Source organism: Rhizobium sp. 01T417 (assembly GCF_056398905.1).
This window is the reverse complement of sequence record NZ_JBFTQH010000002.1, coordinates 198,074-213,573: the sequence shown is the minus strand read 5'-3', so window position 1 is coordinate 213,573 and position 15,500 is coordinate 198,074. Positions and strand designations below refer to the sequence as shown.

General features: G+C 60.6%; 19 protein-coding genes. 9 read left to right on the top strand and 10 right to left on the bottom strand.

Annotated elements, in window-relative coordinates:
- Positions 1 to 60: 60 nt before the first annotated feature.
- The 6 genes from AC1DPR_RS03165 to AC1DPR_RS03140 all read left to right on the top strand — a co-directional run bounded on the left by AC1DPR_RS03165 (position 61) and on the right by AC1DPR_RS03140 (position 4,285).
- Complete coding sequence (locus AC1DPR_RS03165; RefSeq protein WP_477815738.1) at positions 61 to 834, top strand: GntR family transcriptional regulator; 774 nt, start codon at positions 61 to 63, stop codon at positions 832 to 834.
- Positions 831 to 1,862, top strand: coding sequence for an SIS domain-containing protein (locus tag AC1DPR_RS03160; protein ID WP_026371608.1), 1,032 nt, complete (start codon positions 831 to 833; stop codon positions 1,860 to 1,862). Before AC1DPR_RS03165 ends, AC1DPR_RS03160 begins: the two co-directional genes overlap by 4 nt.
- Positions 1,862 to 3,013 (top strand): N-acetylglucosamine-6-phosphate deacetylase, encoded by a 1,152-nt coding sequence (nagA, locus tag AC1DPR_RS03155; protein ID WP_477815737.1) that lies wholly within the window; start codon positions 1,862 to 1,864, stop codon positions 3,011 to 3,013. The genes AC1DPR_RS03160 and nagA overlap by 1 nt, the downstream gene beginning before the upstream one ends.
- Positions 3,014 to 3,027: 14 nt before the next feature.
- On the top strand, positions 3,028 to 3,756 hold the full coding sequence (locus AC1DPR_RS03150; protein ID WP_169684190.1) for an SIS domain-containing protein: 729 nt from the start codon (positions 3,028 to 3,030) through the stop codon (positions 3,754 to 3,756).
- 141 nt (positions 3,757 to 3,897) lie between these two features.
- Entirely contained in the window at positions 3,898 to 4,044 is a 147-nt protein-coding gene (locus AC1DPR_RS03145; protein WP_018855903.1) for a hypothetical protein, read from the top strand.
- Positions 4,045 to 4,132: 88 nt separating this feature from the next.
- Positions 4,133 to 4,285, top strand: coding sequence for a hypothetical protein (locus AC1DPR_RS03140; RefSeq protein WP_167354919.1), 153 nt, complete (start codon positions 4,133 to 4,135; stop codon positions 4,283 to 4,285).
- On the opposite strand, the gene phbB is transcribed toward AC1DPR_RS03140, so the two are convergent.
- Both phbB and AC1DPR_RS03130 read right to left on the bottom strand, forming a co-directional pair.
- On the bottom strand, positions 4,282 to 5,007 hold the full coding sequence (gene phbB / locus AC1DPR_RS03135; RefSeq protein WP_018855905.1) for a beta-ketoacyl-ACP reductase: 726 nt from the start codon (positions 5,005 to 5,007) through the stop codon (positions 4,282 to 4,284). The genes AC1DPR_RS03140 and phbB overlap by 4 nt on opposite strands.
- A gap of 68 nt (positions 5,008 to 5,075) precedes the next feature.
- The gene (locus AC1DPR_RS03130) at positions 5,076 to 6,257 is read right to left on the bottom strand and encodes an acetyl-CoA C-acetyltransferase (protein WP_018855906.1); all 1,182 of its coding nucleotides are present in this window, start codon (positions 6,255 to 6,257) and stop codon (positions 5,076 to 5,078) included.
- A 235-nt stretch (positions 6,258 to 6,492) separates the two neighbouring features.
- Here AC1DPR_RS03130 and phaR point away from each other — a divergent pair, with 235 nt between their 5' ends.
- On the top strand, positions 6,493 to 7,065 hold the full coding sequence (gene phaR / locus AC1DPR_RS03125) for a polyhydroxyalkanoate synthesis repressor PhaR (protein ID WP_018855907.1): 573 nt from the start codon (positions 6,493 to 6,495) through the stop codon (positions 7,063 to 7,065).
- A 3-nt stretch (positions 7,066 to 7,068) separates the two neighbouring features.
- Here the strand turns inward: phaR and AC1DPR_RS03120 are convergent, their stop codons facing one another.
- The 5 genes from AC1DPR_RS03120 to mtgA form a co-directional block, all read right to left on the bottom strand.
- Entirely contained in the window at positions 7,069 to 7,473 is a 405-nt protein-coding gene (locus tag AC1DPR_RS03120; protein WP_018855908.1) for a hypothetical protein, read from the bottom strand.
- 146 nt (positions 7,474 to 7,619) lie between these two features.
- On the bottom strand, positions 7,620 to 7,805 hold the full coding sequence (gene rpmF, locus AC1DPR_RS03115; RefSeq protein ID WP_016556742.1) for a 50S ribosomal protein L32: 186 nt from the start codon (positions 7,803 to 7,805) through the stop codon (positions 7,620 to 7,622).
- A gap of 156 nt (positions 7,806 to 7,961) precedes the next feature.
- A complete protein-coding gene (locus AC1DPR_RS03110; protein ID WP_018855909.1) occupies positions 7,962 to 8,609 on the bottom strand; it encodes a glutathione S-transferase family protein in 648 nt (215 codons plus the stop codon).
- A gap of 11 nt (positions 8,610 to 8,620) precedes the next feature.
- Positions 8,621 to 9,340: a DUF1868 domain-containing protein gene (locus AC1DPR_RS03105; protein ID WP_477815736.1), complete on the bottom strand. Its 720-nt coding sequence runs from the start codon at positions 9,338 to 9,340 to the stop codon at positions 8,621 to 8,623.
- Positions 9,341 to 9,437: 97 nt separating this feature from the next.
- Entirely contained in the window at positions 9,438 to 10,184 is a 747-nt protein-coding gene (gene mtgA, locus AC1DPR_RS03100; protein ID WP_026371609.1) for a monofunctional biosynthetic peptidoglycan transglycosylase, read from the bottom strand.
- A 134-nt stretch (positions 10,185 to 10,318) separates the two neighbouring features.
- On the opposite strand from mtgA, the gene AC1DPR_RS03095 reads away from it, so the two are divergent.
- Together AC1DPR_RS03095 and AC1DPR_RS03090 are read left to right on the top strand one after the other, a co-directional pair.
- Positions 10,319 to 11,233, top strand: a complete 915-nt coding sequence (locus tag AC1DPR_RS03095; RefSeq protein ID WP_018855912.1) for a polyprenyl synthetase family protein — start codon at positions 10,319 to 10,321, stop codon at positions 11,231 to 11,233.
- A gap of 116 nt (positions 11,234 to 11,349) precedes the next feature.
- Entirely contained in the window at positions 11,350 to 11,988 is a 639-nt protein-coding gene (locus tag AC1DPR_RS03090; protein WP_018855913.1) for a LysE family translocator, read from the top strand.
- Positions 11,989 to 12,005: 17 nt separating this feature from the next.
- Here the strand turns inward: AC1DPR_RS03090 and ispG are convergent, their stop codons facing one another.
- The 3 genes from ispG to AC1DPR_RS03075 form a co-directional block, all read right to left on the bottom strand.
- The gene (gene ispG / locus AC1DPR_RS03085) at positions 12,006 to 13,256 is read right to left on the bottom strand and encodes a flavodoxin-dependent (E)-4-hydroxy-3-methylbut-2-enyl-diphosphate synthase (protein WP_018855914.1); all 1,251 of its coding nucleotides are present in this window, start codon (positions 13,254 to 13,256) and stop codon (positions 12,006 to 12,008) included.
- Positions 13,257 to 13,352: 96 nt separating this feature from the next.
- Positions 13,353 to 14,546 carry an MFS transporter gene (locus AC1DPR_RS03080; RefSeq protein WP_192241227.1) on the bottom strand — a complete coding sequence of 398 codons (1,194 nt, stop codon included), beginning with the start codon at positions 14,544 to 14,546 and terminating at the stop codon, positions 13,353 to 13,355.
- 60 nt (positions 14,547 to 14,606) lie between these two features.
- Entirely contained in the window at positions 14,607 to 15,383 is a 777-nt protein-coding gene (locus AC1DPR_RS03075; RefSeq protein WP_477815770.1) for a DeoR/GlpR family DNA-binding transcription regulator, read from the bottom strand.
- Positions 15,384 to 15,500 lie beyond the last annotated feature (117 nt).

The window sequence follows — 15,500 nt, the reverse complement described above, 5'->3', positions numbered from 1 at the left end:
GTTTTTTTGCGCGTCATTTCTTGCTTGCGATTGGTTCTAAATAGGTTCTATTATTGCAAAATGGATAGAACCAGTCTGATAGCGGAACTGAACAGCCGTGGCCTGCGCGACGAGGTGTTGACCGGGCCGCTTTACAAGCGGCTGGCACAGGCGCTGACCGGTTTGATCCAGGAAGGGTTGCTGAAGCCCGGAACGGCGCTCCCCGGCGAGCGCGATCTGGCCGAAGCCTTGAAGGTCGGGCGTGTCACCGTTCGGACCGCCTATCGCGACCTGATGAATTCAGGCACGCTCGAGTCGCGGCACGGAAGCGGCACCTTTGTTTCCGCCAAGGTCGAGCGAATGGAACAGTCGCTGTGGCGGCTCTCGTCGTTTTCTGCCGACATGCGCTCGCGCGGTCGCGCTCCGGCCGCAAGGATCTTGTCTCGGACGGTCAACACGCCATCTCCGGAAGAGGCGTTCCTGCTTGGCCTTGGGCTTGATGAACCGGTTCTTCGCCTCGATCGTCTGCGCCTTGCCGACGGGCTGCCGCTTGCCATCGAACGCGCTGTCGTGCCGATAAAGTTTCTCGGCGAAGGCGGTGGCGGCGAGGGATCTCTTTATGAAGCGCTCGCGGCGAACGGCCACCGTCCGGTCCGAGCGCTGCAGAGATTGACGGCGGTCACACTCGATCCGTCGTCGGCCGCTGCGCTTAACGTGAATGCCGGCGCGCCCGCACTGCTGATCGAACGTGTGTCGCGTCTGGAGGACCAGCGTGTCGTTGAATACACCCGCTCCCACTATCGTGGTGATGCATATGATTTTGTTGCGGAATTGAGAATCGGAGATGACCTATGAGTGAAAGCCCGTCGCTAATGTTGCAGGAAGCCGGCCAGTCGCCGGAGGTCGTCGCAACGCTGCTGCAGAAAGAAAGGCCCGTCCTCGACGAAATTGCAAAGCTGTTTGCATCGGGCGCTCCGAGCGTCGTGACGACCGCGGCGCGCGGCTCTTCGGACCACGCCGCGACCTTCTTCAAATACCTGTTCGAGATTACCTGTGGCGTGCCAGTCGCATCGGTTGGCCCTTCGATCGCCTCGGTCTACAGCGCATCGCTGCATCTGAAGGGTGGCATCCACTTCACAGTGTCGCAATCCGGCGCGAGCCCCGACATCGTTGCCTTGCAGGATGCGGCAAAACGCGGCGGCGCAACGACGATCGCTGTCGTCAACGTCACCGATAGTCCGCTTGCCAAGCAGGCCGACATCGTTCTCGGGCTCAATGCGGGCGCCGAAAAGAGCGTAGCTGCGACCAAGTCCTTCATCGCCTCGGTCGCCGCGCTTTCCGGTGTCACGGCCGCCATCAGCGGCAAGCGCGATCTGCATGCCTCCCTGGAAAAGCTGCCCGATGCCCTCCAGGCAACCAGCGGCATCGATACGAAGGCCGCAGAGGACGTCCTATTCAACGCCAGCTCACTCTACACCGCTGGTCGCGGTCCTGCCTTCGCCATCGCCCTTGAGGCAGCCTTGAAAGCCAAGGAGACGGCAGGCCTGCATGCAGAAGCCTTCTCCCTTGCCGAGCTGATGCATGGTCCGATGCGCCTTGTTCAGCCAGGCTTCCCGATCGTCGCCTTCACGCCGGATGATCCGGCCTTCGGCAATAACGTGCAGGCTCTGGAGCGACTGCAAAAGCTGGGCGCCACCACCGTGCCGTTCTCGGCCAAGCCGGTTTCCGGCATCAATGTCCAGGTGCCGACGACCGGCAGCGGATTGCTCGATCCCCTTGTTTCGCTGCTCGTTTACTACCGCCTGATCGAGTCGGTCACCCGTCGGAAAGGATTCGACCCCGACAAGCCGGCCAACCTGCTCAAGGTCACGGAGACGATGTGATGGTTCGCAAGATCTTCTCCGGCGCGCGGATCTTCGACGGTCAGCGCTTCCACGACGACAAGGCGCTCATTGTCTCGAACGGCCGTGTCGAGGCGATTGCGGCGGCAGGCGACCTTCCTGACGGTGAGCACACGCGCTTTGAAGGCGGCGTGCTTTCCGCAGGTTTCATCGATGCGCAAGTGAACGGCGGTGGCGGCCGGATGCTCAACGACGAGCCGTCGCCAGCCTCCATGTACATGATTGCTGAAGGTCATCGCCCTTACGGAACGACTGCATTGCTGCCGACGCTGATCACCGATACCGCGGACGCGACAGCGGCAGCAATCGAGGCAGCCAAGGAAGCCGTCAAGTCGAACCGCGGCGTGGCGGGTCTGCACCTCGAGGGCCCGCATCTGGCGCCTGCCCGCAAGGGAGCACACCTTGCCGAGCTCATGCGCCCCGTCGAAGACAGGGACGTGAAGGCGTTCATTGTGGCCAAGGAGGCGATCGGCACGCTGCTGGTAACGATGGCGGCCGAACAGGTCACGTCGAAACAGGTGCGCGAACTCAACGAAGCCGGCGTCACCGTCAGCATCGGTCATTCCGATTGCTCCAGCGAGGCGGCAGAGGTACGGTTCGATGCGGGCGCACGTGGCGTCACCCATCTTTTCAACGCCATGAGCCAGCTTGGCCACCGGGCGCCCGGTCTGGTCGGTGCGGCCATCGATCACCCCTCGGTCTGGTGCGGCATCATCGCCGACGGCCATCATGTCGATCCGAAGGCGCTTCGAACCGCGCTTCGTGCCAAGCGGGGCGAGGGCAAGCTCTTTTTCGTCACCGACGCGATGTCGCTGGTTGGATCGGAGCAAGACTCTTTCACGTTGAACGGTCGTACGGTTCGGCGCGAAAGGGGCGGGTTCTGCTCGAAGCTGGTTCTTTCCGATGGCACGCTCGCGGGCTCCGATGTCGATATGGCGTCCACCATCCGCTACGGGATTACCTATCTGGAACTGACTCTCGCCGAGGCCCTTCGCATGGCGACGCTCTACCCGGCGCGCTTCCTGCGCCTTGACGACCGCGGCCACCTGTCACCGGGCGCCCGGGCCGACCTGGTGCATCTCACCGACGCCCTGGAGGTCACACGGACCTTCATCAGCGGTGAAGCCGCCTAGAAAGCGAGGATGGGATGACCGCGATCACCGATGCTTATTTCTCCAATCTGATTGGCCGGCTCGAGGCTTTGAAGACGGAACTCGCCGAGCCCATGGCTTTGGCGGCCAAAGCGATCCTGGAAGCCGCCCGCAACGACCAGCGGGTCTATGTGTTCGGCACCGGGCACTCGCATATGCTGGCGGAAGAGCTCCACTATCGAGCAGGCGGCCTCGCCTTGACGATCCCGGTCCTCGTCGGCTCCGCAATGCTGCACGAAGGCGCCGTAATCAGTTCCGTTTACGAGCGTACGCAAGGATTGGTGCGGCCGGTACTGGAGCGCTATGGGATGCAGCCCGGCGACGTCATCATCATCGCATCGAACTCCGGCGTGAATGCAGCGCCGATCGAAGCTGCCGATTATGGCCACGAAATCGGCGCCAAGGTGATCGCCATCACGTCGGTCTCCTATTCGAGTGCGATTGCAAACGGCCGGCGGCGGCTGGCCGACATCGCCGATATCGTACTGGACAACGGTCTTCCCCCTGGCGATGCCGTAATAGCGCTCCCGGGCACGGAGCTAAAAGTCGGGCCGGTTTCCACGGCGATCGGTGCAACGGTCCTCAACGCGATCTTCGCAGAGGTTGCTTCGGAGCTGGCGAAGAGCGGCGACGCACCGATCTATCTCAGCGCCAACATGCCGGGCGCGGCAGCGGTGAACCAGCGGCTGGTGTCAAAATACCGACCGCGCAATCCGCACCTCTAGGAGAGCGCGGCGCCCGATTGTCAACGCCACGCCGACAGTCGGGCGCCAAAGTTCAATCTACCGGACCGTGCGAGTGAGGCGCATATTTCTTTCAAGAACAGCGGCAAGCTACGTCCCGCCGACTTGGAAAGGAACGGTCCCATGACGCAGATTATCTTGAATTCCGCGGTCGCCATCCTGATTGCGGCTGCATTCGTGACAACGGCCGCTGCCGCTCTTCGCGGCGAAGATCGCGCAATGCAAAAGGTGCCGGTCAGGGCTAAGGCAAGGCGTCACCCAAAGGGCTGAAAGACAGCCTAATAATTCCTCAAATCCGCCCCAATATCGACACCGGTTTGAACGACCAATGGGCCGTGGGGAATTCGGAGTGCAGGGCATGACCAGAATTATCGGCGCAGCCGCAATATTGACGATCGCCATGGCGACCTATGCGGCATACTTGAATCCGTACGATACGCGTAGCCAGCAAGGCCGCTATTCGCAGCAGATCGAGAGCCACGATAACGGCCTTACAGCCTCCATCCGCTAAACGAACAACTGGCCGCCATTGGCGCTGAGCGTCGATCCGGTAATGAAACCCGCATCATCGGAAACCAGGAAGACGACGCAGCGGGCAACCTCTTCAGGCTCGCCCAAGCGGCCGACCGGAATCTGCGGAATAATCCGTTCATTGAGGACTTTCTCGGGAACTGCGAGAACCATTTCCGTCCCGATATAGCCCGGGCAGATCGCATTCACGGTGATGTTCTTGGCTGCACCCTCCTGCGCAAGTGCCTTGGTGAAGCCGAGGTCGCCGGCCTTGGCCGCCGAATAGTTCGCCTGCCCCATCTGCCCCTTCTGGCCGTTGATCGAAGAGATGTTGACAATCCGCCCGTAGCTTCGGTCGCGCATGCCACCCCAGACCTGGTGCGTCATGTTGAAGAGTCCGGTGAGGTTGGTGTTGACGACCTCGTGCCACTGTTGCGGCGTCATCTTGTGGAACATTGCGTCCCGGGTGATTCCGGCGTTGTTGACAAGGACGTCGACCGGACCCAGTTCAGCCTCTACCTTCGCGATGCCCTCACCGCATGATGCATAGTCGGAAACATCCCATTTGAAGACGGGAATGCCTGTCCTGCTGTGAAAGGCGTTCGCCTTCTCGTCGTTGCCCGCGTAGTTGGCGGCAACTGCATAGCCTGCATTCTTCAGTGCGACGGAAATCGCGGCGCCAATGCCGCGGGTACCACCAGTGACAACAGCCACCCTGCTCATGTTCAGCTCCCTCATTTGAAGGCCCCGCTATCCTGCGGGGCTCAGGTTATGGTTGGATTGCCTGCTGTTCAAAGAGCTTCAAAGCACATCGCGACGCCCATGCCGCCACCTATGCACAACGTCGCCAATCCCTTCTTGGCGCCACGGCGCTTCATCTCGAAGAGGAGCGTGTTGAGCACCCGCGCGCCGGACGCGCCGATTGGGTGACCGATCGCGATCGCGCCACCGTTGACGTTGACGATCGAAGGATCCCAGCCGAGGTCCTTGTTGACCGCGCATGCTTGCGCGGCAAAGGCTTCGTTTGCTTCGACCAGATCGAGATCGCCGACAGACCAACCCGCCTTTTCCAGCGCCTTGCGCGACGCTGGGATCGGTCCGGTTCCCATGACCTGCGGATCAACGCCTGCCGTAGCCCAGGAAACAATGCGGACGAGCGGCTGGATACCACGACGGGAGGCTTCGGCCTCGGTCATCAGCACGGCCGCGGCGGCACCATCGTTCAGGCCGGAGGCATTCGCCGCGGTCACCGTGCCTTCCTTGTCGAAGGCAGGACGCAGCTTGGCCATCGATTCGAACGTCGCACCATGACGGATGTACTCGTCGGCATCGACAGTGACGTCGCCCTTTCGTGTCTGGATAACGTACGGAATGATTTCATCGGCGAAGCGACCCGCCTTTTGCGCGGCTTCCGCCTTGTTCTGCGACGCGACGGCAAAGCGGTCCTGCTCCTCGCGGGAGAGCTGCCACTGGCGGGCAATGTTCTCGGCGGTGATGCCCATGTGATAGCCGTAGAAGGCGTCCGTCAGGCCGTCCTTGATCATGGTGTCGACCATCTTCATGTCGCCCATTTTGACGCCGCCGCGCAGATGCGCAGCATGCGGCGCCATCGACATCGACTCCTGACCGCCGGCGACGATGATCTTTGCGTCACCGAGCGCGATCTGCTGCATGCCGAGCGCCACCGCCCGAAGACCGGAGCCACAGAGCTGGTTGACGCCCCATGCCGTCGCCTCCTTGGGAACGCCCGCCTTCATGGCGGCCTGGCGGGCCGGGTTCTGGCCTTCGCCAGCCGGAAGAACTTGGCCGAGAATGACTTCATCGACTTCGCTGGCATCGACGCCTGCACGCTCCAGCGCACCTTTGACCGCGGCCGCACCCAGTTCATGGGCCGGAACGGTGGCGAACGCGCCATTAAATGAGCCAACGGCTGTGCGGCCTGCACTAGCGATGACGATGGATGAACTCGACATGACGATCTCCTGTTAACTCCATCAGATACAGAGGAAACTGACAAAGCTTCAGCGCCAAGTCAAACGACAAGACGCTAACATTCAATTTTAGGCACTGCTTACGCTGGGGCAAATTATCTCTGCTGCAAAAGGGGTTGCCGCATCGCACAAAGAGATTGTCACTGGGCTTCGTTTGCGTCTACATTCCTCCGTGGAGGAATTTCCATAACAATCAGACGGGCTTCGGGAGACTGATATGGCGAAGAATGACGGGCAGATCGTAATCAAGAAATACGCCAATCGCCGCCTCTACAACACAGGCACCAGCACTTACGTAACGTTGGAAGACCTGGCGGAGATGGTAAAGAAGGGGGAGGATTTTACGGTCCAGGATGCAAAAAGCGGGGACGACATTACCCACTCGGTACTGACACAAATCATTTTCGAACAGGAATCCAAGACGGGCAACACGCTCCTGCCGATCTCGTTCCTCCGCCAGCTGATTACCTATTACGGCGACCAGATGCAGATGGTCGTTCCGAGCTTCCTGGAACACTCCATGCGCGCCTTTACCGAACAGCAGGCGCAGATGCGCGAGCAGGTCACGCGCGCTTTCGGCGAAACGCCGATCGGCAAGAACCTGCAACTGCCGATGCAGCTGGTCGAAGACCAGGTCCGTCGCAATACCGAGATGTTCCAGCAGGCCATGCAGATGTTTTCACCGTTCATGACGCCGCCGGCCAAGGAGAGCCGCAAGGCGGAAGCAAAGGACATCGACGAGCTGAAGGAACAGCTGCGCGCCCTTCAGAACAAACTCGATAGTCTCTAAGCGTCAGAGCCCGATCGAAACATCGCGCCTGGCGGTGCGAATAGATACGGCAAAGCCGCCAATCACATCGATCAACACAATCGTCATCAGGATGAAGAAAACCTGGGTGGCCGCATCCTGGACGAGGAGAAACTCGACCAGGAAGGCAATAAAGACGAGCATCGACAATATGTGATTGGTAAGGCTGCCGTCATTGCGGGTCGCCTTCAATATTTCGAAGAACAGAACTGCAAGCGCGATGACGATGAAGAGGTCGCCGAGCGACATGCTCCACATGGCCCCCGAAATCATCGACAAAACGATGACATCGTTTTCGAGCGATGGAAGCCCGCCGCCGCCCATCAAGCCCAGCATCGACATATTGTAGAGAATGAACGGAATAACCATCAGCGGCACAGCATTGAACATGTGGCAAATCTCCCCCAGCGAGAGAATAGTGCCGTAAATCGCCGCGTGACTTCAAGCCATCCAAAGAATGTATTTGTCGTCGGAAAAAGCAAAAGGCCGGCACATGGCCGACCTCGCAAGTCTTACTCAGACAGAGCGCAAATGTATTATGCGCTTTCCTTCGGCGTCAGAACCTGACGGCCGCGATACATACCGGTCTTCAGATCGATATGGTGCGGACGGCGCAGTTCGCCGGAGTTCTTGTCTTCAACGTAGGTCGCAGCCTTCAGCGCGTCGGCAGAGCGGCGCATACCGCGCTTGGACGGGCTCGTTTTTCTCTTCGGTACAGCCATTTCTCTTACTCCACTTCACGGGCAAACACATCCTACGGCCAGACTGGCGGCCGAAACGACGTATCGCGATTTCGGAAATTTTGCGCGCTTATACATGCCTTGAGGGGGCTTGACCAGTCCCCAAGCTTATTTTTTGAGATTCCTGCGATTCAAGGGTCAGACCTCGTCTTCCTCAACAATCCAGGGCTCGGATCGCGCCGCCTCTTCCCACTTTTTCCAGGCGGGATGCGCCTTGATGGCTGCAATATAACTGAGCGTGTCGCCGGCAGATACCAGGTCGTATACATCGAAACGACTGACAACTGGCGCGAACATCGCGTCGGCGCCTGAAAAACCGCCAAAAAGGAACGGCCCGCCGGAGTGGGCGCGCAGGTCGCGCCAGATCGTCTCGATGCGGGCGACATCGGCCATGACCCCATCAGCAAGCGCGATCTTGCCCTTCGGCCGCCGGATATTCATCGGGCAGGCGTTCCGCAGGGCTCCGAAACCCGCAAGCATTTCCATGGAAACAGCGCGCGCGACCGCTCGCTTCCCACGCTCCCTTGGCCATAGCCCGGCTTCCGGGAAGAGCTCGGCAACATATTCGATGATCGCCAGTGACTGCCAGACACGAACCTCGCCGTGCAGAAGCACAGGAACCTGCCCCGTTGGCGAGAACTCCCTGAAGCGAGGATTGCCGGCGGGAAAATCGAAGGGAACCAGCACCTCCTCGAAGGGAATGCCGGCGGCCGTCATGGCGATCCATGGCCGAAGCGACCAGGACGAATAGTTCTTGTTGCCGATATAGAGCGTGAGCTTGTCCATGAAATCTCCCTTTACGCTGCAGGCGCGAACACAAGCCGCTCCTCGAAATGGTTCATATCGTCGAAAGAGCAGAAGGCCGGAGGCTTCAATTCTATCACCGGAGCGGTTTCGCGCAGTGTGGCAAGCGCGCCATCGAGCATCGCCTGCCATGCCCGGAGCGCCGCTTCCGGCAGCCTTGCGATCGGATAGCAGAATGTGACGTGGAACGCATAGGTGTCATGATCCGGGTGCCGGTAGCCGAACACAGGGGCGAACGCGTCCCGCCAGTCCTTCATGATCCGCCGGTCCGCTGCGGTAATGCCGTCCACCGTAAGTCCGACCGGCGTGACCTCGGTGACTTCAACCTCAAACGGGCCCGGTGGCTCGTAGGATTGCAGCCGATCCAGAAAGATCTCGCTCATGCGCTCGATCCCGGTATCAAGCGCCACGTCCTCCGGCCAGTAAGGCGGCGTGCGGCGATACTCGATAATACCCTGAAACAGGGTCATGTGCAGGCTGGAGATCGGCGTGAAGGCGAACTGCGAAGCTTCCGGCATCGCCAGAAACGTCTCACGCGCTTCAACGATCGCCCGCTGCGAGCGCGATCCCTCGACCAGATGACAGACTACCGTATTGCCGGGCTCGCGCAGAAACGTCCCAGTTGCGTCGTAGCGGGTCCCGAGATGCCTCGGCGGGACAGGATTATGAATGGCGGAATAGGTCAGAAGGCTGGGCGAAAGGGCAGAAATCATCGCTGGTAATCCGGTCGTTGATGGAGGGATTTCCGTCCATAATTTTAAAGCACGAATGCCAGATGACACTCATGAGCACCAACGACTTATTGCGATATCAATCATAAATGCATCTGATGTAATCGCCCGACCCTCGCGCGCGGCGCTCGATCAGGCCGGCGAGCCGTCGCAAGCCACGCCCGGGCTTGCCGGCGTTGCGATCGAAGGGGTTGGGAAGCGACACGGCAAGAAGAGCGGCCTGCCGACTGGTCAACTTCGATGCCGGCACGTTGAAATGGTGACGTGCCGCGGCCTCGATGCCGTATACCCCCGGCCCCCATTCGGCAATGTTGAGATAGATCTCCATCAGGCGCCGCTTCGACCAGACGAAATCTGCGGTCACAGCCAACGGCAGCTCCATCGCCTTGCGAACGAAGGACCGGCTATTCCAGAGGAACAGGTTCTTCACCGTCTGCATCGGGATCGTACTTCCGCCACGGGTCGCCTGGCCGCTCAGCGTATCCTCCAACAACATCCGCATCTCGCCCCAATCGACACCGCCGTGGAAGCAATATTGTCCATCCTCGGACATCATCACCGACTGGACGAGAACCGGCGAGATATCGTCGAGCGATACCCATTGCCGGTCGTAGCCGCGCAGCAGCACCAGATCGCGAAGCATGAGCGTGGAAACGGGGTGAACGAAAGGCAGCAGATAGAGGACAATCAGGACATAGGGAAGAATGACGAGCGCCGCCAGTGCGAGAGCGATGCGCATGATCACGGGCCGGCCCTTGAGCCAAAACAACGCGTGCCTGTGAAACGGCACGGTCATGCTTTCCTCTCTCTCCGGCGTGATGTCCAATTCCCCGACCCAGTCTCTTGCCCTTCTCCTCCATACCGTTTGCGAACTGGCATTGCCAGAGACAAAGGAAATCTTCGCCGGATGATCGACAATTCCGTTGCAGAGGGAAGGCAGCTCATGCCAAACAGCGCGCCATGGACGCAAGCTCTGAAACATTCGAAGCCAGATTGACGGCCACCGCGCGCGAGGTCGAGGCTGTGCTCGACACCCTGCTGTCGTCATCCGTATTGAACGGCGAGATCGCCCGTCCGGAACGGCTGCGTTCAGCCGTGCACTATGCCAGCCTGAACGGCGGCAAGCGGCTCCGCCCTTTCCTGGTCATCGAGGCGGCATCGCTGCTCGGCGGGGACAGAGACGCGGCGCTGCGTGTGGGCGCGGCACTCGAATGCGTGCACTGTTATTCGCTGGTTCACGACGATCTGCCGGCAATGGACGACGACGACCTGCGTCGAGGCAAGCCGACCGTGCACATCGCCTATGACGAGGCGACCGCCATCCTCACTGGCGATAGTCTGCTCACCTATGCCTTTGACATCATCGCTGCGCCCGAAACGAAATTGCCTGATGCCGCCAAAGTGGCGTTGACGCTCGCGCTGGCGCGAGCCGCAGGCATCGGGGGCATGGCAGGCGGTCAGGCACTCGACCTTGCCGCCGAGAAGCAGGCGCCGGACGAACAAGGCATCGTGACGCTGCAGGCCATGAAAACAGGCGCGCTCATCCGCTTTGCCTGCGAAGCCGGCGCCATCATTGCCGGCGCTTCGCCGGAGGATCGTACACGACTGCGTCAGTTCGGCGAGAGGATCGGCCTCGCCTTCCAGCTCGCGGACGACATTCTCGATCTCACCTCCGATGCAGCCACAATGGGCAAGGCGACGGGTAAGGACGCCGGTCGCAGCAAGGGCACATTGGTGGCACTGCACGGCATGGCATGGGCGGAAGCCAAGCTTGCCGAGCATGTGCGCGAGGCCGAAGCACTGCTGTCTCCCTATGCCGGGCGCGGCACAGTTCTGACTGAAGCAGCTCGCTTCATTGCCGGACGCAAGAGCTGAAAAAGCGTCACCTAGACAATATTTCCGCCACCTGACGAGATGCAGTCCCTTGTCGTTCGCGTGGAGCCGGGGCAAAAAAACCGGCAATAGCCGAGTGGCCGAACAAGAGACGCAAGATGCATGAGATCCTGACCTACCTGCCGCAGATCCTGCCGGCCTACGTCGCCTATCTGATCGCCGTCATCAGCCCTGGTCCGGCAATCATGGCCATCGTGTCGACGTCGATGACGCACGGCCGGAAGGCAGGCATGACCATCGCGCTTGGCATCTTCGCGGGTTCGTTCACCTGGGCCTGCGCCGCCGCTCTCGGTCTTGCGACCATCCTCCAGACCTACGCCATCGCGCTTGAGATCCTGAAGGTCTTCGGCGGCCTCTATCTGCTTTATCTCGCCTACAAGGCCTTCAAGGCCGTACGCGCCAACAATGACCTGCCGACAGCTGTCGTGCAGAGAAACCTTTCGACGCGGGCCCAGTTGCTGCGCGGCTATGGTATCCACATCACCAACCCGAAGGCCATCTTCGCGTGGCTGGCGATCATCGCCCTCGGCATGCCGCAGGGCGCGCCGGCACCCGTCGCCGGCCTGATCATCGGAGTGTGCATGGTGACAGGCTTTACCGTCTTCATGGGCTACGCCGTGTTGTTCTCGACACCACATGCGTTGAAGATCTACCGCAACATACGCCGCTGGATCGAGGGGGCCATGGCCGCCTTCTACTGTGTCGCGGGGCTGAAGCTGCTGACCAGCCGAATCTGAACGCTTCCGGCTGGCGCTTATTCGGCGGCCGTCTTCTGCCCGAAGCGCTTTTCGATGTAGTCGACCACGAGCGCCTCAAAGTCAGAAGCGATGTTCGGCCCGCGCAGGGTCAACGCCTTCTTGCCGTCGATGAACACGGGCGCAGCCGGCGTTTCGCCGGTGCCGGGCAGGGAAATGCCGATGTCGGCGTGCTTGCTTTCACCTGGTCCGTTGACGATGCAGCCCATGACCGCAACGTTCAGCGCTTCGACACCCGGATATTTCTCGCGCCAGACCGGCATGTTCTTGCGAAGGTCGTTCTGGATGTTCTGCGCCAATTCCTGGAATACGGTCGAGGTCGTGCGCCCACAGCCGGGACAAGCCGCAACGACAGGCACGAACTGGCGGAAGCCCATCACCTGCAGCAGCTCCTGGGCAACCTGCACTTCGCGCGTCCGGTCGCCATTCGGCTCCGGCGTCAGCGACACGCGGATCGTATCGCCGATTCCCTGCTGCAGCACATAGCCCATGGCAGCCGATGAAGCGACGATCCCCTTGCTGCCCATGCCGGCTTCGGTAAGGCCGAGATGCAGGGCGTGGTCGGAGCGTTCGGAGAGCATCGAATAGACCGCGATCAGATCCTGGACCTGGCTGACCTTGGCGGACAGGATGATGCGGTTGCGCGGAAGGCCGATCTCTTCGGCCAGATTGGCCGAGATCAAGGCGGACTGCACGATTGCCTCACGCGTCACTTGACGCGCCGAAAGCGGTGAGCCAGCCTCGGCGTTCTGGTCCATCAGCGCCGTCAGCAACTCCTGATCCAGCGAACCCCAGTTCACACCGATGCGCACCGGCTTGTCGTAGCGGATCGCCATCTCGATGATGTCGCCGAACTGCTTGTCCTTCTTGTCCTTGAAGCCGACGTTGCCCGGATTGATACGGTATTTCGCCAGTGCCTCGGCGCAGGCCGGATGGTCGGCAAGAAGCTTGTGGCCGATGTAGTGAAAATCACCGACGAGCGGGACGTCCATGCCAAGGCGCAGCAGCCGTTCGCGAATCTTCGGAACCGCGGCAGCGCTCTCGTCGCGGTCGACGGTGATGCGGACAATCTCGGACCCCGCTTTGAAAAGAGCCGCCACCTGCGCAACGGTGGAGTCTATATCCGCAGTGTCGGTATTCGTCATCGACTGGACGACAACAGGCGCACCACCACCCACGATGACGCCACCAACATCGACCGCAACGGATGCGCGGCGCGGCTTCGGATCAAAATCTGCAGCAGAAGACATATAGAGTTCTTGAACCCCTGAATTTCGTGTCTTTCAGGTGGATCATGCCCGCTTTGTTGTCAACCGCCCCGCACATCACTTTTGCTTGGAGCCGTCTCAGTGACCGCCACCCGATATGCCGTCGGCATAGCGTGCAAGGTTCGAAAACAGCAGCACGACGACCAGCAACACCGGCAAAGCCATGAAGACGACGCTGAAGCCGATATGCTCCGCCACGAAACCGATTGCCGACGGAGCCACCAGCATGCCGGAATAGCCCATGGTGGTTACCACCGAGAGGCCAATGCCGGCGCGCAGGCCCGGAATATTGCCGGCAGCCGAAAAGGCAATCGGAACCATGTTCGAGATCCCGATCCCGCAAAGCGCAAAGCCTAGGATCGCAATTTCCGCATTGGGCGCAAAGGCGGCGAGCAGCATGCCTGATATTGCAAACAGCGTGCAGATCCGAAGCGTCATCACGCCGCCAAGCCGGTCGCGAACAAGATCGCCGCCAAACCGCATGACCGACATCGTCAGCGAAAACGCCGCAAAGCCGAAGCCGGAAAGCGCCACCGATGCTCCCAGTTCCTCACGCAGGTAGAGCGCGCCCCAATCCAGCACAGCGCCCTCGGGAACCATCGAGAACAGCGCCATCAATCCGATCAGCCATGGCAGCGGCACCAGAGGCAGCCGGAGCTTTTCCTTCTTCTCGTCGGGATGCGGAGGGTCCGCAAGGATCATCCTCCAGGCGATACCCAAAACGATCGCCGCAAGCGCAGTCGCAATCTGCGCATGCCAGAGCACGCCGACCTTGGCGATCAGCAGGCCACCGAGGCCGGCACCGATCAAACCGCCCAAACTCCAAAAGGCGTGGCACGAGGACATGATCGACCGCCGCATCGATTGCTCGACCGCAACCGCATTCGCATTCATGGCAACGTCCATGGCGCCCATGAAGCCGCCAAACAGAAAGATCGAGATCGCCCCTGTCGCAACGTTCGGCGCAAGCGTCAGTGCAAGCAGCGCAGGCAGAAGGCACACCGCGGCGATCTGCGCGACAAGTTTCGAGCCATAGCGCGCGATTTGCGCCCCCGCGATTGGCATCAGGGTAAGCGAACCGACACCAAGAACCAGGATCATCAGACCCAACTGAAACTTGCTCAGCTGCAGGCGCTCTGCGAATTCGGGAATTTTCGGCGCCCAGCAGCCAACGATGAAGCCGTTGACGAGAAACAGCAGCGAAACCGCTATCCTGTTCTTCGTTACGTAGCCGCTTCTGACCATCGGCGCTGTGTTAACGTGGTTATCCATGTCTCTTCCCACAGTGTCTCGACGTCGGCACTCGCGCCCGACGCGTTTATTGAATGATAGTTACGGCGTTCCGCCAGCCACGATCGTCCTGCAGCCGCTGTCGCGATAGCGCGCCAGCATGGCCGGGTCGGCGTCCTGCTCGACCACCAGGCATTCACACTGCGCCACCGGAAGTACACTGTGCGGCGCGGCAGTGCCGAACTTGTCGGACGTCGCGGCGACCAAAACCTTCTTGCTTCGCGATGCTGCAAAACGCTTGAATTCAGCATCTTCGAAGCCGAAAGTCGTCACGCCAGCCGTCAGATCTATCCCGCAAGCACCGAGGATGCAAAGATCGGGCGAGAGGGACTCCATGTCGCGCATGGCCTTCGCGCCGAGCGCACCGCTGACCTGCCGGTCGATAAGCCCGCCGATCAGGATCACGTTAACCGCCGGCTTCTCGATCAGGGCGGCGGCGATCGCTGGCGCGTTGGTCGCTGCCGTCAGGGTCAAATCCATTGGCAGGGCCGTCGCAATTGCGAGGTTGGTGCTGCCCGCATCGAAAAACACGGTCGAGCCGGGAACGATCTGCGACACAGCGGCGACGGCGAGCGCCTGCTTGCGATCCCGCGCGATCCCTGCCCGGTGGCCAAGGCTCCCGCCGGCGGGCGCAACCGGCAACGCGCCACCATAGACGCGCTCGCACAGGCCGGCAGCTGCCATCTCGCGCAGGTCCCTGCGGACCGTGTCTTCGGATACACGGAATTCAACTGCAAGATCTGCGGCTAGCACCCGACCATCACTCTGTAGCTTCCGCAGGATGACGCTTTGGCGCTCCTGCAGGAGGAGTTCGTTCATGTTCATGCCGACTTCAGCCTGGTTGATCAAAAACTGATAAAAACATGCATAAACGGATACAAACGTGCACGCAAGTGTGGTGCGCTATCTCGATCTTCACAAACTGAAACAGGGCGC

Coding starts and splice junctions, on each gene's coding strand:
- AC1DPR_RS03110 (WP_018855909.1), bottom strand. CDS start 8,609: ATGGACAAGCTCACGCTCTATATCGGCAACAAGAACTATTCGTCCTGG.
- phbB (WP_018855905.1), bottom strand. CDS start 5,007: ATGAGCAGGGTGGCTGTTGTCACTGGTGGTACCCGCGGCATTGGCGCC.
- AC1DPR_RS03095 (WP_018855912.1), top strand. CDS start 10,319: ATGGACGCAAGCTCTGAAACATTCGAAGCCAGATTGACGGCCACCGCG.
- AC1DPR_RS03140 (WP_167354919.1), top strand. CDS start 4,133: ATGACCAGAATTATCGGCGCAGCCGCAATATTGACGATCGCCATGGCG.
- AC1DPR_RS03165 (WP_477815738.1), top strand. CDS start 61: ATGGATAGAACCAGTCTGATAGCGGAACTGAACAGCCGTGGCCTGCGC.
- phaR (WP_018855907.1), top strand. CDS start 6,493: ATGGCGAAGAATGACGGGCAGATCGTAATCAAGAAATACGCCAATCGC.
- AC1DPR_RS03090 (WP_018855913.1), top strand. CDS start 11,350: ATGCATGAGATCCTGACCTACCTGCCGCAGATCCTGCCGGCCTACGTC.
- ispG (WP_018855914.1), bottom strand. CDS start 13,256: ATGTCTTCTGCTGCAGATTTTGATCCGAAGCCGCGCCGCGCATCCGTT.
- AC1DPR_RS03130 (WP_018855906.1), bottom strand. CDS start 6,257: ATGTCGAGTTCATCCATCGTCATCGCTAGTGCAGGCCGCACAGCCGTT.
- AC1DPR_RS03105 (WP_477815736.1), bottom strand. CDS start 9,340: ATGATTTCTGCCCTTTCGCCCAGCCTTCTGACCTATTCCGCCATTCAT.
- AC1DPR_RS03075 (WP_477815770.1), bottom strand. CDS start 15,383: ATGAACGAACTCCTCCTGCAGGAGCGCCAAAGCGTCATCCTGCGGAAG.
- AC1DPR_RS03160 (WP_026371608.1), top strand. CDS start 831: ATGAGTGAAAGCCCGTCGCTAATGTTGCAGGAAGCCGGCCAGTCGCCG.
- AC1DPR_RS03150 (WP_169684190.1), top strand. CDS start 3,028: ATGACCGCGATCACCGATGCTTATTTCTCCAATCTGATTGGCCGGCTC.
- AC1DPR_RS03120 (WP_018855908.1), bottom strand. CDS start 7,473: ATGTTCAATGCTGTGCCGCTGATGGTTATTCCGTTCATTCTCTACAAT.
- AC1DPR_RS03080 (WP_192241227.1), bottom strand. CDS start 14,546: ATGGATAACCACGTTAACACAGCGCCGATGGTCAGAAGCGGCTACGTA.
- AC1DPR_RS03145 (WP_018855903.1), top strand. CDS start 3,898: ATGACGCAGATTATCTTGAATTCCGCGGTCGCCATCCTGATTGCGGCT.
- rpmF (WP_016556742.1), bottom strand. CDS start 7,805: ATGGCTGTACCGAAGAGAAAAACGAGCCCGTCCAAGCGCGGTATGCGC.
- nagA (WP_477815737.1), top strand. CDS start 1,862: ATGGTTCGCAAGATCTTCTCCGGCGCGCGGATCTTCGACGGTCAGCGC.